The organism is Streptosporangium sp. NPDC023825, from assembly GCF_040639575.1.
Lineage (GTDB): Bacteria > Actinomycetota > Actinomycetes > Streptosporangiales > Streptosporangiaceae > Streptosporangium.
Window position 1 is genome coordinate 1 of record NZ_JBFAAE010000038.1, and the last position, 17,270, is coordinate 17,270.

13 protein-coding genes are annotated in these 17,270 nt (G+C 73.0%); 12 read left to right on the forward strand and 1 reads right to left on the reverse strand.

What is annotated here, in order from left to right; all coding sequences use genetic code 11:
• The 9 genes from AB0G15_RS27890 to AB0G15_RS27930 all read left to right on the forward strand — a co-directional run.
• Positions 1–607, forward strand: a 607-nt coding sequence (locus AB0G15_RS27890; protein WP_362845427.1) for a phosphopantetheine-binding protein, incomplete at its 5' end; no start/stop codon positions are given.
• On the forward strand, positions 604–6,324 hold the full coding sequence (locus AB0G15_RS27895) for an amino acid adenylation domain-containing protein (RefSeq protein ID WP_362845429.1): 5,721 nt from the start codon (positions 604–606) through the stop codon (positions 6,322–6,324). The genes AB0G15_RS27890 and AB0G15_RS27895, both read left to right, overlap by 4 nt.
• The gene (locus AB0G15_RS27900; RefSeq protein WP_362845431.1) at positions 6,321–7,520 is read left to right on the forward strand and encodes a saccharopine dehydrogenase NADP-binding domain-containing protein; all 1,200 of its coding nucleotides are present in this window, start codon (positions 6,321–6,323) and stop codon (positions 7,518–7,520) included. The genes AB0G15_RS27895 and AB0G15_RS27900 overlap by 4 nt, the downstream gene beginning before the upstream one ends.
• The gene (locus AB0G15_RS27905) at positions 7,517–8,644 is read left to right on the forward strand and encodes a Gfo/Idh/MocA family oxidoreductase (protein ID WP_362690900.1); all 1,128 of its coding nucleotides are present in this window, start codon (positions 7,517–7,519) and stop codon (positions 8,642–8,644) included. The genes AB0G15_RS27900 and AB0G15_RS27905 overlap by 4 nt, the downstream gene beginning before the upstream one ends.
• A complete protein-coding gene (locus AB0G15_RS27910; RefSeq protein ID WP_362845433.1) occupies positions 8,641–9,420 on the forward strand; it encodes an alpha/beta fold hydrolase in 780 nt (259 codons plus the stop codon). Before AB0G15_RS27905 ends, AB0G15_RS27910 begins: the two co-directional genes overlap by 4 nt.
• A gap of 42 nt (positions 9,421–9,462) precedes the next feature.
• The gene (locus AB0G15_RS27915) at positions 9,463–9,861 is read left to right on the forward strand and encodes a nuclear transport factor 2 family protein (RefSeq protein WP_362845435.1); all 399 of its coding nucleotides are present in this window, start codon (positions 9,463–9,465) and stop codon (positions 9,859–9,861) included.
• Positions 9,862–9,927: 66 nt separating this feature from the next.
• A complete protein-coding gene (locus AB0G15_RS27920) occupies positions 9,928–11,085 on the forward strand; it encodes an ATP-binding cassette domain-containing protein (protein WP_362845437.1) in 1,158 nt (385 codons plus the stop codon).
• Positions 11,082–11,870, forward strand: coding sequence for an ABC transporter permease (locus AB0G15_RS27925; RefSeq protein ID WP_362845439.1), 789 nt, complete (start codon positions 11,082–11,084; stop codon positions 11,868–11,870). The genes AB0G15_RS27920 and AB0G15_RS27925 overlap by 4 nt, the downstream gene beginning before the upstream one ends.
• A complete protein-coding gene (locus tag AB0G15_RS27930) occupies positions 11,867–12,622 on the forward strand; it encodes an ABC transporter permease (protein ID WP_362845441.1) in 756 nt (251 codons plus the stop codon). The genes AB0G15_RS27925 and AB0G15_RS27930 overlap by 4 nt, the downstream gene beginning before the upstream one ends.
• A gap of 108 nt (positions 12,623–12,730) precedes the next feature.
• Here the strand turns inward: AB0G15_RS27930 and AB0G15_RS27935 are convergent, their stop codons facing one another.
• Positions 12,731–13,414 (reverse strand): methyltransferase domain-containing protein, encoded by a 684-nt coding sequence (locus AB0G15_RS27935; protein WP_362845443.1) that lies wholly within the window; start codon positions 13,412–13,414, stop codon positions 12,731–12,733.
• Between the two features lie 117 nt (positions 13,415–13,531).
• Between AB0G15_RS27935 and pdxH the strand changes: the two genes are divergently transcribed.
• The 3 genes from pdxH (at position 13,532) to AB0G15_RS27950 (ending at position 17,218) form a co-directional block, all read left to right on the forward strand.
• The gene (gene pdxH, locus AB0G15_RS27940; RefSeq protein ID WP_362845445.1) at positions 13,532–14,170 is read left to right on the forward strand and encodes a pyridoxamine 5'-phosphate oxidase; all 639 of its coding nucleotides are present in this window, start codon (positions 13,532–13,534) and stop codon (positions 14,168–14,170) included.
• 88 nt (positions 14,171–14,258) lie between these two features.
• Positions 14,259–16,037: an AMP-binding protein gene (locus AB0G15_RS27945; RefSeq protein WP_362845447.1), complete on the forward strand. Its 1,779-nt coding sequence runs from the start codon at positions 14,259–14,261 to the stop codon at positions 16,035–16,037.
• The gene (locus tag AB0G15_RS27950; RefSeq protein ID WP_362845449.1) at positions 16,034–17,218 is read left to right on the forward strand and encodes a 3-deoxy-7-phosphoheptulonate synthase; all 1,185 of its coding nucleotides are present in this window, start codon (positions 16,034–16,036) and stop codon (positions 17,216–17,218) included. Before AB0G15_RS27945 ends, AB0G15_RS27950 begins: the two co-directional genes overlap by 4 nt.
• Positions 17,219–17,270: the final 52 nt, after the last annotated feature.

Here is a 17,270-nt window from a genome sequence, read left to right on the forward strand (position 1 = left end):
GCCCGACGGCACCCTGGAGTTCCTGGGCCGCCTGGATCATCAGGTCAAGGTCCGCGGGCACCGCATCGAACTCGGCGAGATCGAAACCGCCCTGCACGCCCACCCGGCCGTACGCCACGCCGTGGTCACCACCGTCGGCCGGCCCGCACGCCGCCTGGCCGCCCTCGTCGTCGCCGACGCCGATCCCCGGGCGCTCACCGAATGGCTGGCCGAGCGCGTGCCCGCCTACGCCGTACCGGCCACCGTCACCTTGCTGGAGCGGTTCCCGCTCAGTGCCAACGGCAAGGTCGACCGCGCCGCGCTGGCCAGGCTCGCCGAGCGGGACGTCCCCGCGGCGGCCGAGGACGAGCCGCCGTCCGGCCCCGTCGAGGAGAGGCTCGGCCGCATCTGGTGCGAGCTGCTCGGCATGGAGCGGGTCGGCCGCCACCAGAACTTCGTGACCCTGGGCGGCGACAGCATCCTGGCCGCCCGCCTCGCCGAGGAGATCCGCCGCGCCTTCGGCGTGGAGCTCGCTCTGAGGCGGATATTCGCCGGTCCGACCGTCGCCGAACACGCGGTCCTGATCGAACAGCAGGAGACAGGAGTCTTCGAGGAGGGCGTCGTATGACAGCCGGTCAGCTCATCGCGGAACTAGAGAACCTGGGCGTACGCCTGTGGGAGGAATCAGGACGGCTGCGCTTCCGGGCACCGCAGGGCGTGATGACCGAGGAGCGGAGGGCACAGCTCTCCGCGTACCGGGACGACCTCCTGGAGTGCCTGCGCGAGCCCGCCGCGGCACTGACCCCGGAACCGGCGGACCGGCACGAGCCGTTCCCGCTGACCGACGTCCAGGCCGCCTACATGCTGGGACGCAGGGAGGCCTTCGACTTCGGCGGCACCGCCTGCCAGGTCTACGCCGAGCTGGCCTTCGCCGAGCTCGACCCGCCCCGCCTCGAGGCCGCCTGGCAGCGGCTGATCGGCCACCACGACATGCTCCGCGCGGTCGTCCACGTCGACGGCTACCAGCGGATCCAGGCCGACGTCCCCGACTACCGGGTGCGCGTGACCGACCTGCGCGGGCGCCCGGCCCGGGAGGTGGAGGCCCACCTGGAGGCCGTCAGGGCCGAGATGGACCACCGGGTCTACGACACCGGCACGTGGCCGCTGTTCGAGCTGCGCGTCACCCAGGCCGGCGACCGGGCCGTGCTGCACGTGTCCATCGACTTCCTGATCGCCGACTACCTCAGCATCCAGCTGCTGCTGACCCAGCTCAAGCGGCTCTACCTCGATCCGGGCCACGACCTGCCCGCCCTGGAGATCGGCTTCCGCGACTACCTGCTCGCCGCCCGGCGGCAGCGCGACGGAGCCGCCTACGAGCGCGACCGCGACTACTGGGAGGGGCGCGCCGACGACCTGCCGGGCCCGCCCGAGCTGCCCGTACGGGAGAACGCCGCCACCGAGGCAGGCCGTCGCTTCACCCGCCACCAGGTCACCTTCGACCCGCAGCGGTGGGCGCGCCTGCGCACCCGGGCGGGCGCGCACGGCGTGACCCCCTCCACGGCGGTGCTGGCCGCCTTCGCCGAGGTCGTCGGACGCTGGAGCCGCCGCCCCCGCTTCTCGCTGAACCTGACGCTGCTCAACCGGCAGCCGCTGCACCCGCAGGTGGGAGAGCTGGTCGGTGACTTCACCACCGTCAGCCTCCTCGCCGTCGAGGGCGGGCGGGGCACCGCGTTCCGCGACCGGGCCCGTGCGATCCAGGACCGGCTCTGGGAGGACCTCGACCACCGCCTCTACTCCGGGGTGGAGCTCATGCGGGAGATCGCCCGCCGCCGGGGCCGGGGCGCCGCGCTGATGCCCGTGGTGTTCACCAGCACGATCGGGCTCAGCGACGAGGCCGCCGGGCACGAGGGGATGAGCGGCCTCGCCGAGGTCGTGTACGGCGCGAGCCAGACGCCGCAGGTGTGGATCGACTGCCAGGCGGTGGTCGAGGGCGGCGCGCTGGAGGTCAGGTGGGACGTCCGTGACGGCGTGTTCCCCGAGGGGGTCGTGGAGGGCGCCTTCGAGGCCCTGTCCGGCCTGCTCGGCGAGCTGGCCGACACGGACGAGGCGTGGGACGCCGCCTGCCCGGTCGAGCTGCCCGCCGCGCAGGCGCGCGAGCGCGAGAAGGTCAACGACACCGCCGCGCCGATGCCCTCGGGGTTGCTGCACGAGCCGGTGGTCGCCCAGGCGCGCCGCACGCCCGAGAGGCCGGCCGTCGTCTCCGGCGGCCGGACCCTCACCTACGGCGAGTTGCTCGGCAGGGCGGAGGACGTGGCGCGGGTCCTGGCCTCGCGCGGCTTCGCCCGGGGCGACCTGGCCGCGGTCATGATGGAGAAGGGGTGGGAACAGGTCGTCGCGGTGCTCGGCACGCTGCTGGCCGGCGGCGCGTACCTGCCGGTGGACACCGGGCAGCCACCCGCCAGGCGGAACAGGATCCTCACCGACGCGGGCGTCCGCCACGTGCTCGCCCAGTCGCGGATCGGCGACCGTCCGGAGGGCGCGATCGACGTCGACCTCCTGCCCGGCGCGTCCGGTCCGGACGGTGCCGGATCCGGTGTGTCGGGCCCGGACGGTGCCGGTTCCTTCGTGCTCCGCCCGGATGGTGCCGGATCCTCGGTGTCCGGTCCGGACGGTACCGGTTCCTTCGTGCTCCGCCCGGACGGTGCCGCATCTTCCGTGTCCGGTCAGGATGGTGCCGGATCCTCGGTGTCCGGTCCGGACGGTGCCGGTTCCTTCCTGCTCCGCCCGAACGACGCCGTTTCCGCCCCGTCCGGCCCGGACGGCGCCGCGTCCGCCGTGGACCCGGGGGACCTCGCGTACGTGATCTACACCTCGGGCTCCACCGGCGCCCCCAAGGGTGTGATGATCTCCCACCGGGCCGCGCTCAACACCGTCGCCGACATCAACCGGCGCTTCGCGGTGACGGCCGAGGACCGGGTCCTGGGCCTGGCCGGCCTGGGTTTCGACCTGTCGGTCTACGACATCTTCGGCCCGCTCGCCCTCGGCGGGACCCTCGTGCTTCCCGACGCGGGCAGCCGCGGGGACCCCGCGCACTGGGCCCGGCTGATCGCCGAGCACGGCGTCACGCTCTGGAACTCCGTCCCCGCGCAGCTCCAGATGCTCGACCACTACCTCAGCTCCCAGCCGGAGCCCGGCCTGACGTCGCTGCGGCTGGCGCTGCTCAGCGGCGACTGGATCCCGGTCAACCTCCCCGGCCGGGTGCGGGGCCGCCTGCCGGGGCTGGAGCTGGTCAGCCTCGGCGGGGCCACCGAGGCCGCCATCTGGTCGATCCACCACCCCATCGGCGAGGTCCCCGAGGGCTGGCGGAGCATCCCGTACGGCACGCCCCTGGCCAACCAGACCTTCCACGTCCTCGACGAGGACATGCGCCCGTGCCCCGACCACGTCCCCGGCGAGCTGTACATCGGCGGGGCGGGGCTGGCCCTGGGCTACCTCGGCGACGAGGAGAAGACCGCCCACAGGTTCGTCACGCACCCGGTCACCGGTGAGCGTCTCTACCGCACCGGCGACCTGGGCCGCTACCACCCCGGCGGCACCATCGAGTTCCTCGGCCGCGAGGACCGGCAGGTCAAGATCCGCGGGCACCGGATCGAGCTCGCCGAGGTCGAGGCGGCCGTCCAGGCCCACCCGGCGGTCGCCGCGGCGGACGTGCTCGTCGAGGGCACCGGCCTGGACCGGCGGCTGGCCGCGTTCGTGGAACCGGTCCGCCTCGAACGAACGCCGGACGCCGGCGACCCGGTGCCGGAGATGACCGCCGCGGGATCGGCGGCGGGCGACGCGCACACCCGGCACATCGACCGCACGGAGCTCCTGGAGTTCTTCGGCCGCCTGGACCGGGCCGCGGTGCTCGGCATGATGTGGGCGCTGCGCCGCCGGGGACTGTTCGAGACGGCCGGGCAGGAGGCGACCCTGGAGGAGATCCTGGCCGCCACCGGGGCCGCGCCCCGCCACCACCGCCTGGTCCGCAGGTGGCTGCGGGTCCTGGTCGACGAGGGGCTGCTGGAGCGCGAGTCCGGCCGCTTCCGCGCGCTGCGCACGGCTGGTGCCGACGACCTGGAACAGGCCTGGCGGCAGGTCGGCGAGCTGCAGCGCGAGGACAGCTACAAGGCCGAGCTCATCGACTACTTCAGGACCAGCACCGAGCACCTGCCCGAGCTCGTCCGCGACGAGATGGACCCGCTGCCGCTGCTGTTCCCCGAGGGCCGCCTGGAGATATCCGAGGCCGCCTATCGCGAGAACATCATCAGCCGTTACGTCAACCACGCCGCCATCGCGATCCTCACCGACATCGCCGGGCGCCACGAGGGACGCCTGAACGTCCTGGAGGTCGGGGCGGGTGTGGGCGGCACCAGCGCGCAGATGATCCCCGCGCTGGACGGTTTCGACGTCGACTACCTGTTCAGCGACGTCTCGCCCTTCTTCCTCAACGAGGCCAGGGAGCGCTTCGGCGACCGTCCCTGGGTGCGCTACGGCCTGTTCGACATCAACCAGGACTACCGCGAGCAGGGCTACACCGCCTGCTCCTTCGACGTCATCCTCTGCGCCAACGTGCTGCACAACGCCCGCCACGCGGGCCGGGTGCTGGCCAGGCTCAGGGAGATGCTGGCGCCCGGCGGCTGGCTGGTCTTCATCGACACCACCAAGGACAGCTACCAGATCATGACCTCGATGGAGTTCATGATGCCGGAGAAGGACCCGCGCAAGTGGGACTACGAGGACCTCCGCAAGGGCCGCGACCAGACGTTCCTGGAGCGCGAGCAGTGGCTGGAACTCCTCACCGAGGCCGGCGCCGACGCCACCCTCTGCCTGCCGGGACCCGGCGACGCCACCGTCACCCTCGGCCAGAGCGTCTTCGCGGCCCGCTTCAAGAACGACCGCGCGCGGCTGGACGCGCCCGGCCTCACCCGGCACCTGGCCGAGCGGCTCCCCGAGTACATGATCCCCGGACACGTCCAGGTCGTGGACGCCCTCCCGCTCACCGGCAACGGGAAGATCGACCACGACACGCTGCGCTCCTGGCTGCCCCGCGCCGTCGCCGGGCGGGCCGCGGCCGGAGGCCCACCCGCCGACGACCTCGAACGCGCGCTTGCCACGGTGTGGGCCGAGGTCCTCGGCCTGCCCGAGGTCACCAGGGACGGCGACTTCTTCGAGCTGGGCGGAGACTCCCTCGTCATCGCCAAGCTCGCCGCGCGCCTGCGCGAGGAGGTCCCCGCCACCCGCGACGTGTTCTGGGACGACCTCGTCCGGCAGATCCTGCACCGGCCCACCGTGGCCGCGCTGGCCGAGCACCTGCGCCGCTCGCAGGACGAGGGGGAGCAGGGCACCCGGCAGGCCGCCTCCCCGCTCGTGCGCCTCGGCGACGACGGGAGCGACGGCGGCGAGAGCGGCGAGGCCATGCGCGTGCTGGTCCACGAGGGCGGCGGCACGCTGGCCCCGTACCGCGCGCTCGCCCGGCGCCTGGCGGACAAGGGAGGCCCGCTGGCGGGCCTGGCCGTCACGGAGGTGGAGCCCTATCTCGCCGAGGAGCCGGAGGGGCTCATCGAGCGCCGCGCCGCCCGCTACGCCAGGACGCTGCTCGACAGCGGCTCCACCCGCTTCCACGTCGTCGGCTACTGCATGGGCGGGCTGCTGGCCACCGAGGTCGCCAGGCACCTCACCGAGGCGGGCGCCGACGTGGAGACCCTCACCGTGATCAGCAGCTACACCCTGCCTCGCGTCATCGAGGACGAGCTGGTCGCGGAGTACGTCTTCGCCCGCGTCATGGGCGTCGACCCCGCCGACGCCGGCTACCCCGGCGACGAGGACGTCATGTCCAGGGTGTTCGAGCTCCTGCTCGACGAGAACCCCGAGCGGGTGCCCAGGGGCCGGGTGGCGGAACTCACCGGCGACCCGGCCGTGGAGGCCGCCGCCGCCGACTTCCGGCGGCTCGCCGCCGTCGCCCCCGAGGAGAGGCTGGCCGCCATCGGCCGCGCCGCCACCGCCGCCCACTCCGACCGGGAGGTCGAGCGGCACGTGAACTCCCTCTTCCGGGTGGTCAAGCACAGCCTGGACGCCGTCGGCAAACACACTCCCCAGCCGTACGCGGGGGACATCACCTTCCTGCGGCAGCTCGGCGACACCAGGTTCCTGCCGTGGCTGCGCGACGACATGACCGGCTTCTGGCGCGACCTGTGCCTGGGGGACCTGGACGTGGTCGACATCCCCGGCGACCACTTCTCCTGCCTGCAGCCGCCCAACGTCGACCAGGTGGCGGACGTGCTGGACCGGATACAGGGGGAGCGATGAGAGCCGTCGGAATCCTCGGCTGCTACGGGGCGGTCGGCCGCTCCGCCGTGCGCAGGCTCCGCGAGGCGGGCATCGGCCCGCTCCGGCTGGGCGGCAGGGATCTCGGCAGGGTCAGGGAGCTGGCCGAGCAAAACGGCCCCGACCCCGGCCTTGGCCCCGCTTCCGGCCCCGGCCCCGCCTCTGCCCCCGGCCCCGGCGACGGGGCCGGGCGGTTCGCCTCCGCCCGCGGCCCCGCCGACGAGGCCGTGGCCGTGGACATCGCCGACGCCGCCTCGCTCGCCGCGTTCTGCGACGGCTGCCGCCTGGTGCTCAACTGCGCCGGGCCGTCATGCGTGATTCTCGACACGGCCGCCCGCGCGGCCCTGGCCGCGGGCGCCCACTACGTCGACGTCGCCGGGGACGCCGCCGCGTTCGACGGCGTCTTCCGCGCGGCCCGCGACAGCCCGGGATCGGTCGCGCTCCTGTCGGCCGGCATGATGCCCGGCCTGTCGGCGCTGCTGCCCCGCCACCTCGCCGCCGGATTCGACCGGCCCGAGCGGCTGCGGGCGTACACCGGCGGCCTGGACCTGTTCACGCCGGCGGCCGCGCTCGACTACGTGGCCTCGCTGTCGGGCGGGTACGCCACGCCGCTGGCCGCCTGGCGCGGCCACCAGGTGATCCCGCGCGCGCTGCGCCCCGGCATGGGCGTGCGGGTGCCGCACTTCCCCGGCAGGGTCGACACCTACCCCTACCTCGCCGCCGAGACCGAGCGGCTCGCCAGGGAACTCGGCCTCGCCGAGGTCGAGTGGGCGAGCGTGTTCGACGGCGACCTCACGGCCGCCGCGCTCGGCAGGCTCCAGGACATGGACGCCGAGGAGGCCGCCGCGGAACTGGTGCGGGTCTCCCGGCTGGAGGCGTTCGGGCGCTCCCCGTACTTCCAGCTGGTCTTCGAGATGTCCGGGGAGTCCGGTGGCGCGGCCGTGACCCGTACGCTCCTCGCGCGCGCGGCCGACGGCTACGAGCTGACCGCGGCGGTCGCCGCCGCGGCGGTGGAGGCGGTGGAGGCCGGACGGGTCCCGCCGGGGCCGGGCGAGGCGGCGGACGTGCTCGACCCGGGCCGGGTCTTCGCCGCGCTTCTCGACGACCCGCGGGTCACCCGCCTGGAGATCGTCGAAGGGGCGGCGCACGCCGCGCCGGTGGAGGAGGGGGTCCTGTGAGCGACCGGCCACGCGTCATCGTCTGCGGCACCGGTTTCGGGCGGGTGCACCTGGCGGCGCTGGAACGGCCGGGCACGCCGTTCGAGCTCGCCGGAGTGCTGGCCAGGGGAGGCGAGCGTTCGCGCCTGTGCGCCGAGCGCGCGGGGGTGCCGCTGTTCACCGACGTGGACGAGACACCCGACGACGTCGACCTGGCCTGCGTGGTGCTCCTCGCCGACGTCAACGGCGGCCCCGGCAGCCAGGTGGCGGCCAGGCTGATGGAACGCGGCGTCCACGTGCTGCAGGAGGCGCCGCTGCTGCACGACGAGCTCGCCGCCTCGCTGCGCGCCGCCCGCCGCAACCGGGTCGTCTTCCGGGTCAACACGCACTACGTCCACCTCGATCCGGTACGGCGGTTCGTGGCCGCCGCCAGGACGCTGCTCGCCCGCGGGCCCGCGCTGTTCGTCGACGCCGCCTGCGGCGTCCAGGTCTCCTACACCATGTTCGACATCCTGGGTCAGGCCCTCGGCGGGCTGCGGCCGTGGGGCTTCGCCGAGCCGGGCGGCCTGCCCGAGGCGGTACGGCGGCTGTCGGAGAGCGCGCCGCCCTTCCGTACCGTCGAGGGCGTGCTGGCGGGTGTCCCGCTCACCCTGCGGGTGCAGAACCAGCTGCACCCCGCCGACCCCGACAACCACGCCCACCTCCTGCACCGGATCACCCTCGGCACCGAGGGCGGCACGCTCACGCTGGTCAACACCCACGGCCCCGTGCTGTGGTCGCCCCGGCCGCACCTGCCGGCCCGCGCCAGGGAGCTCACCGCGCTCGACGGCGCCGAGGACGAGCACCTCGACTTCCCCAGTTGCGTGCCCATCGGCCCGGCGCGCGCCCCCAGCTACCGGGAGATCCTCGGCGAGATGTGGCCGGCCGGGGCCGGGCGGGCGATCGACGCCGCGTGGGAGGCCGTCCGGAATAACCGGGACCCCCTGAAGGAGGGGCAATATCATCTCTCCGTGAGCAAGGCGTGGCAGGATGTGGCGGCGGTCCTCGGCTATCCGGAACGACTCGCCGGGCCGCCTCCCAGCCCGCTGTCGGCCGGTGATCTGATGTCCGCGATGAGCGCAGAACACCAGGAGGTGCCCCTATGACGATCACCGGTGACGACCTGCTGGCGCGATGGCTGCGCCGCTACCGGGACGTGTCCGTGCCCGGCCTGAGGCTGGTCTGCTTCCCGCACGCGGGGGGCGCGGCCGGCTTCTTCAGGACGTGGGCCGCGCGGCTGCCGTACGGTGTGGAGCTCTACTCCGTCCAGTATCCCGGCCGTCAGGACCGCATCCAGGACGACTTCGCCCCCGACATGGACGCGCTCGCCGGTCCCGTCGCCGCGGCGCTTCGCCCCCTGTGCGACCGCCCGCTCGCGCTGTTCGGCCACAGCATGGGCGCGGCCGTCGCCCACGAGGTGGCGATGCGGCTCGAGGAGGGCGGAAGCGGGCCCCTCGCCGGGCTGTGCGTCTCCGGGCGCCCGGCGCCCGACCGCGCCCGGCACACGCAGGTTCACCTCGGCGGTGACGAGGCGCTCCTGGCCGACCTGCGCAAGCTCGGCGGCACCGACGAGGAGGTCCTCACCGACCCCGACCTGCGCGAGCTCGTGCTTCCCGCGCTGCGCGCCGACTACCACCTGATCGAGACGTACGAGACGCGGCCCGCGCCGCCGGTGGAGACTCCCGTCCACGTCTTCGTCGGGGACGCCGACCCGGAGGTCGACGGCGACGAGGCCGCCGCGTGGGCGCGTCACACCTCCGGCGCGTTCACCCTGCGGACCTTCCCCGGCGACCACTTCTATCTGCTCCCCGGCGAGGCCGACGTGGTCGAGGAGGTGGTGCGCGCCTGCGGCCCGGTCGATCCGTGGCCTTCGACCCCCTAACACTCCTGAAATTCCACGACATCGCCAAAGAGAGGAATCATCATGGGTAACGGTGCCATCGAGAAGGAACTGCTCCTTTTGGAGGAGCAGGGCTGGAGCGCGATCTCGAAGGGCGACGGGGAGTTCTACCGGCGGCTGGTCACGGAGGAGACGCTGTGCGTCGAGCCCGACGGCCTGCAGACCGGAGCCGAGCTCGCCGCCGACATCGACGCCAACCCCTCACCGTTCGACGACTACAAACTGGAGGACGTCAAGGTCCTGCCGCTCACCGGCGACAGCGCGATCATCACCTACCGCGCGGTCGTGCGGCTCAGCCAGACCGATCTCACCTTCCAGCTCTACATGACCAGCGCCTACGTGCGGCACGACGGCGGCTGGAAGCTGATCTTTCACCAGCAGACGCCCGTGAAGGAGGAAAACCAGGAGGCCCAGGCGAGCTGATCCGGGTTCCCGCTCTCCCCCCGGGCATATGGATGGGATCACTTCTCACACTAGGGAGGCACCACCATGAACGGAGGCGGCATCGACGTCGACCACCTCCGCAAGACCTTCGGCAAGAAGGTGGCCCTGGACGACGTGTCGTTCTCGGTCGAGCCCGGCAGCATGGTCGGCCTGCTCGGCAGGAACGGCGCCGGCAAGACCACGGTGATCAACTGTCTCAGCACGCTGCTCCCGCCGGACGGCGGGCGCGCCACGGTCGCCGGCCACGACGTGGTGAGCGACCCGGTCGGCGTGCGGGCGTCCATCGCCCTCACCGGGCAGTTCGCCGCGGTCGACGAGGTCCTCACCGGGCGCCAGAACCTGGTGCTCTTCGGCCGCCTGCTGAAGCTGAGCAAGAAGGCGGCCCACGCGCGCGCCGGGGAACTCCTGTCGGGATTCGGGCTGACCGAGGCGGCCGACGACCCGGTGGGCTCCTACTCGGGAGGGATGCGCCGCAGGCTGGACCTGGCGGCCAGCCTCGTGGTGGAACGGCCGGTGATCTTCCTGGACGAGCCCACGACGGGACTCGACCCCGCCGGGCGGCGCGAGGTGTGGGACGTCGTCTCCGGCCTGCGCAGCGGCGGCACCACCATCCTGCTGACCACCCAGTACCTGGAGGAGGCCGACCGCCTCGCCGATCGCATCGTCGTCGTCGAGGGTGGCGTGGTCATCGCCGAGGGGACCCCGCGGGAGCTGAAGGACCAGGTCGGCGGCACCGTCTGCGCCGTCCACATCGAGTCCGCGACCGAACGCGAGAAGGCGCTCGGCGCCCTGCGCGGTGCCATGGACGGCCCCATGGACGGCATCGCCGAGCACGACGGCGTCATCACCGTGCCCGGAGCCACCGTCCGCACGGTCGCGGAGGTGGCGCGGATCCTCGGTGACGCGGGCGTCGAGCCCGACGACGTGGCACTGCGCCGCCCGACGCTCGACGACGTCTTCTTCGCGCTGACCGGGACGGCGCCCGGTGCCGCCGGAGACGGCGGCACCCGAGACGGCGGCACCCGAGACGGTGGCGCGGCGGACGATGGCGTGGTGAACGACGGCGCGGCGGACGGTGACGCGGGAAGCGGGCCGGGCGGCTCCGACGGTTCCGGGAACCGGGACGCCGGATCGCGCTCCGGTGACGGCGGTCCGGCGAGGGTCGGGGAGAGCGGGCCCGCGCGGCAGGGAGCCGGGCCGTGACCGCGGTGCCGGTGCGGACCGAGCGCGGGCTCGGCAACCTCGCGCGGCAGGGGATGCTGCTCGCGGGCCGCAACATCCGGCTCACCTCGGTGTCCGACACGATCAGCACCATGATCGTCTTCCCGGTGATCTTCGTGTTCGGCTTCCTCGCCCTGTTCGGCAACCTGGTGCAGGTCAAGGGCATCGAGTACGCGCAGTTCCTGCCACCGGCACTCGTCGTGCAGTGGATGTTCTCGGTCGCCATCTCCACCGCGTTCTTCTTCGCCTCGGACCGGCGCTCGGGCATCCTCGCGCGATACCGCGCGCTCGCGATCAACCGCGGCGCCGTGGTGGTCGGCCGGATGGCCGCCGACGTGCTGCGCGCGCTGCTGGCGATCGCGGTGATCGTGACCGCCGGATACGTCGCGGGCTTCCGCTTCGAGGCCGGGCCGCTCGCGGCGCTCGGATTCGTGGCTCTGGCGGTCGGGTTCGCGCTCACGCTCTCCGCCGGGACGAGCGCGCTCGGTCTGGCCTCCAAGGAGCCCGAGACGGTCTCCTCCACCCTGCATCTCATCTACATGCCGCTGCTGATGATCTCCTCGGCGTTCGTGCCCGCGGACGCGTTCCCGGCCTGGCTGGAGCCGGTGGTGAGCCTCCAGCCGGTCACCGCGGTGATCGACGCGTTGCGGGCGCTGGCCGAGGGCGGACCCACCGCGGGCCCGGTGACGCGGGCGCTCCTGTGGATGGCGGGGCTGCTGGTCCTGTTCTCCCTGGCGGCCGTGCGGGCGTTCAGGAGGGCGACATGAACACTCTCACCGAGACCGGCCTGCTGGCCGGCCGCAACCTGCGAAGGTTCTTCAAGACGCCGCAGCTGGTCGCCGACACGGTCATGTTCCCGGTCATCCTGCTGTTTTTGATGCTGCTGGTCTTCGGGGAGCTGGTCGGCGCGGCCACCCGCGGCGCCTACATCGACCGCCTGGCCCCGGTGATCATCCTGTTCAGTGCCGCCTACGGCGCGGTCGGGACCGGCATCGGCTTCCACACCGACCTGAGGACCGGCCTCGTCGACCGGTTCCGCGCGATGGACATCGGCAGGCTCTCCGTCCTGACGGGCAGGCTGGCCGGAGACCTGGTGCGGGTTCTGATCGTCGCGGTGGCCACCACCGCGGTGGCCTATCTCGCCGGCTTCCGCTTCACCCAGGGACCGCTCGCCGCCCTGGCCTTCTTCGGGGTCGTCCTGCTGTTCGCCTCGATGTTCCTGTGGCTGGCGATGGTGGTGGCGCTGACCGCGTCCAGCGAGCAGGCGGTCAGCGGCGCGCTCAACACCCCGGTGACCCTTCTGCTGTTCCTGTCGTCGGGCTTCGTGCCGCTCGAGCAGTTCCCCGGTTTCCTGCAGCCGATCGTGCGGGCCAACCCGCTCTCCCTGGGCGGCGACGCCCTCGTGGGGTTGTCGCAGGGCGGCCCGGTGGCGGCGCCGGTGCTCTTCACGCTGGCGTGGACGGTGGTGGTGACCGCGATATCGGCACCACTTTCCGTTCGGCTCTACCGGCGCCGGTAATTCGCCGTGGTGATCATCGGGAGCCGGTGACCATTCCGACGGGAACCGATGGGAATTGTCGGGGAACGGTGCCGGATAAATGTGGAGGAAGAATTCCTCCGAGCCTTTTCAGGCTCGGAGGAATTCGATCAGCCGGTAGTTTATGCGGCCCTGCGGCGCGAGGCACTCCGCGGCTCGCAGGGTGACCTGGCGCCAGCCGTGCCCGGTGGCGATCTCGTCGATCAACGACGCGTTCCCGAGGTCGGTGAACCCGAGCAGCAGCCTGCCGCCCGGGTGCAGGCGGGCCGCGGCGCCGGCGAGGTAGGCCTCGTGCGCGGCGTATCCGGGGTCGAAGAACGCCCGGTCGAGGTCGTCGGCCGAGGCCTCTCCCGCCGGTGCCTCGACGAAGTTGGAATTCCAGTAGATCATGTCGAAGCGCTCGTCCTCGCCCAGCGGCTCGAACATGTCTCCGCAGCTCACGCGGACACGATCGGCCACGCCGTGCCGCTCGGCGTTGCGCCGCGTGTTGTCGGCCGCCGCCCGGCTCATGTCGATCGCGGCCACCTCGGCGCAGCCGCGCAGGGCGGCGGTCACGGCGATGTAGCCCGTGCCGCTGCCGACCTCGCAGAAGCTCCCGAACAGGGGATAGGGGATCCACTCGGCGTACAGCGCCGACGACTGGGCCAGGTGGGGCGCGTAGACGCCGGGCAACAGGTCCCATTCGAGGCCGAGCAGGCGGAACGTCTGCGGCCCGGTTATTTCCCTGTGCCGCGCCAGCAGATTTCCCGCGGCCTCCTGCGCGCGAGTATTCATCGGCTCTCTCCGATCTCCGGTTGACATTGCGTCTCTCAATTATAGGCATTAGCGTTTAAAGCATGCCAGCCGTGGCATGGTGCCGAAAGACATTCAACAGAGGGAATAAAGATGTCGATGACAGCAGAACTCTCGCGGCTGGGCGCCTCCTACCGGAGGGAGGGGGTGGAGCCCTCGGGACTGGAGAGCGACCCGCTGGCGCAGTTCCGCCGCTGGCACGACGAGTGGCTCGCCGCCGCCCGTCCGGCGAGCTCGTCCGCCGTCCTCGCGACCGCGGACGACGCGGGCCGTCCGTCGGCCCGCTGGGTGGACGTGGCCTACGTGGACCACGGGTTCGTGTTCTTCACCGACCACGGCAGCCGCAAGGGCGCCGACCTCGCCGTCAACCCGCGGGCGGCCCTCTGCTTCGGCTGGCTGGAGGTGGGCCGCCAGGTCCGCGTCGAGGGCGAGGCGGCCAGGATCCCCGACGTGGAGTCGGACGCCTTCTTCGCGACCCTGCCCAGGGGGATCCAGTCGCTCGCGTGGGCGACCGACCAGCGCCGGATCGTGAACGGCGGGCAGGAGCTCCGGGAGAGCCTGGCCGAGGTCGGCGAGCGTTTCTCCGGTCAGGAGGTGCCGCGCCCCGTCCACTGGGGCGGCTACCGCCTGGTGCCGGGAGAGGTGGAGTTCTGGCAGCGCCGCGCCGACGAGGTCCAGGACCGGTTCCGCTACAGCCGCGAGGGCGGCGGCTGGCGGATCGACCAGGTGGCCCCCTGAGGGCGGACGCCGAGGAACGGGTGGCCCCGCGGGGCCGCCGGGCAACCGGTGGCTCCCCGGAAGCGGGGGCCGCCGGGAAAGGAGACCCATGCTTGCCGGATGTGTGGAATGGCCATCGGAGGTCGCGGCCTCCTACCGGAGGGAGGGCTACTGGCGCGGCGAGACGCTCGGCGATCTGCTGCGCCGCCTCGCCGCCGCCCACGGCTCCCGGACCGCGCTGGTGGCGGGGGAGGACCGCTGGACCTACCGTGAGCTCGACGAGCGGGCCGACCGGCTGGCGGCGGGCCTGAGCCGCCTCGGCATCGGCCGCGGTGACCGCGTGCTGGTGCAGCTGCCGAACGTTCCGGAGCTGGTGGTCTTGTGCTTCGCGCTGTTCCGTCTCGGCGCGCCGCCGGTGCTGGCGCTGCCGCCCCACCGCGGCAGCGAGATCGGGCACCTCGCCGAGGCCACCGGCGCCGTCGCGTACGTGATCCCCGACGTCTTCCAGCGGTTCGACCACCGTGAGCTCGCCCGCCAGGTGCGGGCGGAGGCGCCGTCGCTCGCGCACGTGCTCGTCGTCGGCGACCCGCAGGAGTTCACCGCTCTCGCCGACCTCGAAGCAGGCCCCCAGGTCGTCCCCGAAACCACTCCCGGGGCGGGCCAGGGAGCCGGCCTCGGGGCGGGCACCGGAACCGGTCCCGGAGCGGACCTCGAAACCGCCCCCCAGGCGGGTAACGGAGCGGACCCCGAACGCGGCGACTCCCCGCCGCGAGGACCCGAGCCGGGTGACGTCGCGCTGTTCCTGCTGTCGGGCGGCACCACCGGCCGTTCCAAGCTCATCCCGCGCACGCACGACGACTACGCGTACAACATCAGGGTCAGCGCGGAGAACGCCGGTCTCGACGAGACCTCGGTCTACCTCGCGGCCCTGCCGGTGGCGCACAACTACGCGCTCGGCTGCCCCGGCGTGCTGGGCACGTTGCAGGCGGGCGGCACGGTCGTGCTCTCCCCGGCACCCAGCCCGGACGAGGCGTTCCCCCTGATCGAGCGGGAGCGGGTGACCGTCACCGGCCTCGTGCCCTCCCTCGCGCTGCTGTGGGTGGAGGCGGCCGGCTGGTCGCCCCAGGACCTGTCCAGCCTCCGCCTGGTCCAGGTCGGCGGGGCGGCTGTCTCCCCGGACCTCGCCCGCCGGGTGGGCAAGGAACTGGGGCGGGTCCAGCAGTCCTTCGGCATGGCGGAGGGATTGCTCAGCCAGAGCCGCGGCGACGACCCGGACGAGCTGCTGGAGACCACGCAGGGCAAGCCGATCTCCCCGGCCGACGAGGTGCGCATCGTCGGTGAGGACGGCGAGGAGGTGGCCCCCGGCGAGGTCGGCGAGCTCCTCGCCCGCGGTCCCTACACCATTCGCGGCTACTACCGGGCCGCCGACCACAACGCCGCGGCCTTCACCCCGGACGGCTTCTTCCGCAGCGGCGACCTGGCTCGCCTCACCCCGTCGGGCCATCTCGTCATCTCCGGCCGGGTCAAGGACGTGATCAACCGGGGTGGTGACAAGGTGCCCGCCGACGAGGTGGAGGACCATCTGCTGGCCCACCCGGGCGTCCGCGCCGCGGCGGTGGTCGCCATGCCGGACGAGTTCATGGGGGAGCGCTCGTGCGCCTACCTCGTCGCCACCGCCACGAACGCCGGCACAGACTCCGTTACGAACGCCGGCCCCGGTGCCGCCCTCGACCTGCCGTCCATCGCGGCCTTCCTGCACGAACGCGGGGTCGCCGCCTACAAGGTGCCTGACAGGATCGAGGTGGTCGCGGCCCTGCCGCTGACCCCGGTGGGGAAGGTCGACAAGGCCGAGCTCCGCGCCCGGCTCAAGGACGGTGACGGATCGTGAAGACGACGACCACCACGACCACCACGGCCATCGGAGCCGCCGCCCAGCAGCCGGAGTGGAGCGACCCGGAGGCCCTTGAGGAGGTCAGGCGAGAGCTGCGCTCCCGGCCGCCGCTGGTCACCGAGGAAGAGTGCGCGACGCTGGCGGAGTCGCTGGAGCGGGTCGCGCGGGGGGAGGCGTTCGTGCTCCAGGGCGGCGACTGCGCCGAGCGTTTTCGCGAGGCCAACGCCGAGGAGACGGGCAGGAAGGTCGACCAGCTCCACTCCCTGTCCGGCCGCCTGCGCGCCGGTTCGGGCGCCGGCGTCGTGGCGATAGGCCGGATGGCTGGGCAGTACGGCAAGCCGCGCTCCGAGTCGTGGGAGAGCGCCCCCGGTGGCGGGGTCATCCCCACCTACCGGGGCGACGCGGTCAACGGCCCGGCGGCCGAGCCCGGCGCCCGTTTCGCCGATCCCACCCGCCTGCTGCGGGCCTACGACTGCGCCGGGCGCGTGCTGGCCGCCGTACGGGCCTCCTGGGAGGGGCGCGAGGTCACCGAGCGGGTGCACGTCTCGCACGAGGCGCTGCTCCTGGACTACGAGTACCCCCTGGCCAGGGACGGCGCCGCGGGCCGCTACGCCTCCTCGGCGCACTCGGTCTGGATCGGCGACAGGACCCGCTCCGTCGACGGCCCGCACGTCGCCTTCGCCTCGTCGGTCGCCAACCCCGTCGGCGTCAAGATCGGCCCGTCGATCGGCCCGGCCGAGGCGGTCCACCTCAGCACCCTGCTCAACCCCGGCGCGATCCCCGGCCACCTCACCTTCATCGTGCGCATGGGCAGCGCGCGGATCCGGCGCCTGCTTCCCGAGCTGGTGGGCGAGGTCGCCAGGCGGGGTACGCCCGTGGTGTGGGTGTGCGACCCCATGCACGGCAACACGATGCGGATGGGCACGGGGGTCAAGACACGGCCGATGGAGGCGATCCTGGAGGAGACCACCGCGTTCGTCCGGATCCTGCGCTCCCTGCGCGAGCATCCCGGAGGGCTGCACCTGGAGATGACGCCGCAGGACGTGACGGAGTGCGTGTCCGCCCCGCGCCCGTTCTCGGCGCCGCCGCCCCTGTCGCGCTACCGGACGGCCTGCGACCCGAGGTTGAACGCCGAGCAGGCCTGCGAGGTCGTCGAGCGATTCGCGGGCATGCTGTGAGCGTACGAGCTTGAGCGCAGGAGAGGAGAGAGGACATCACCGGCTTCCAGGG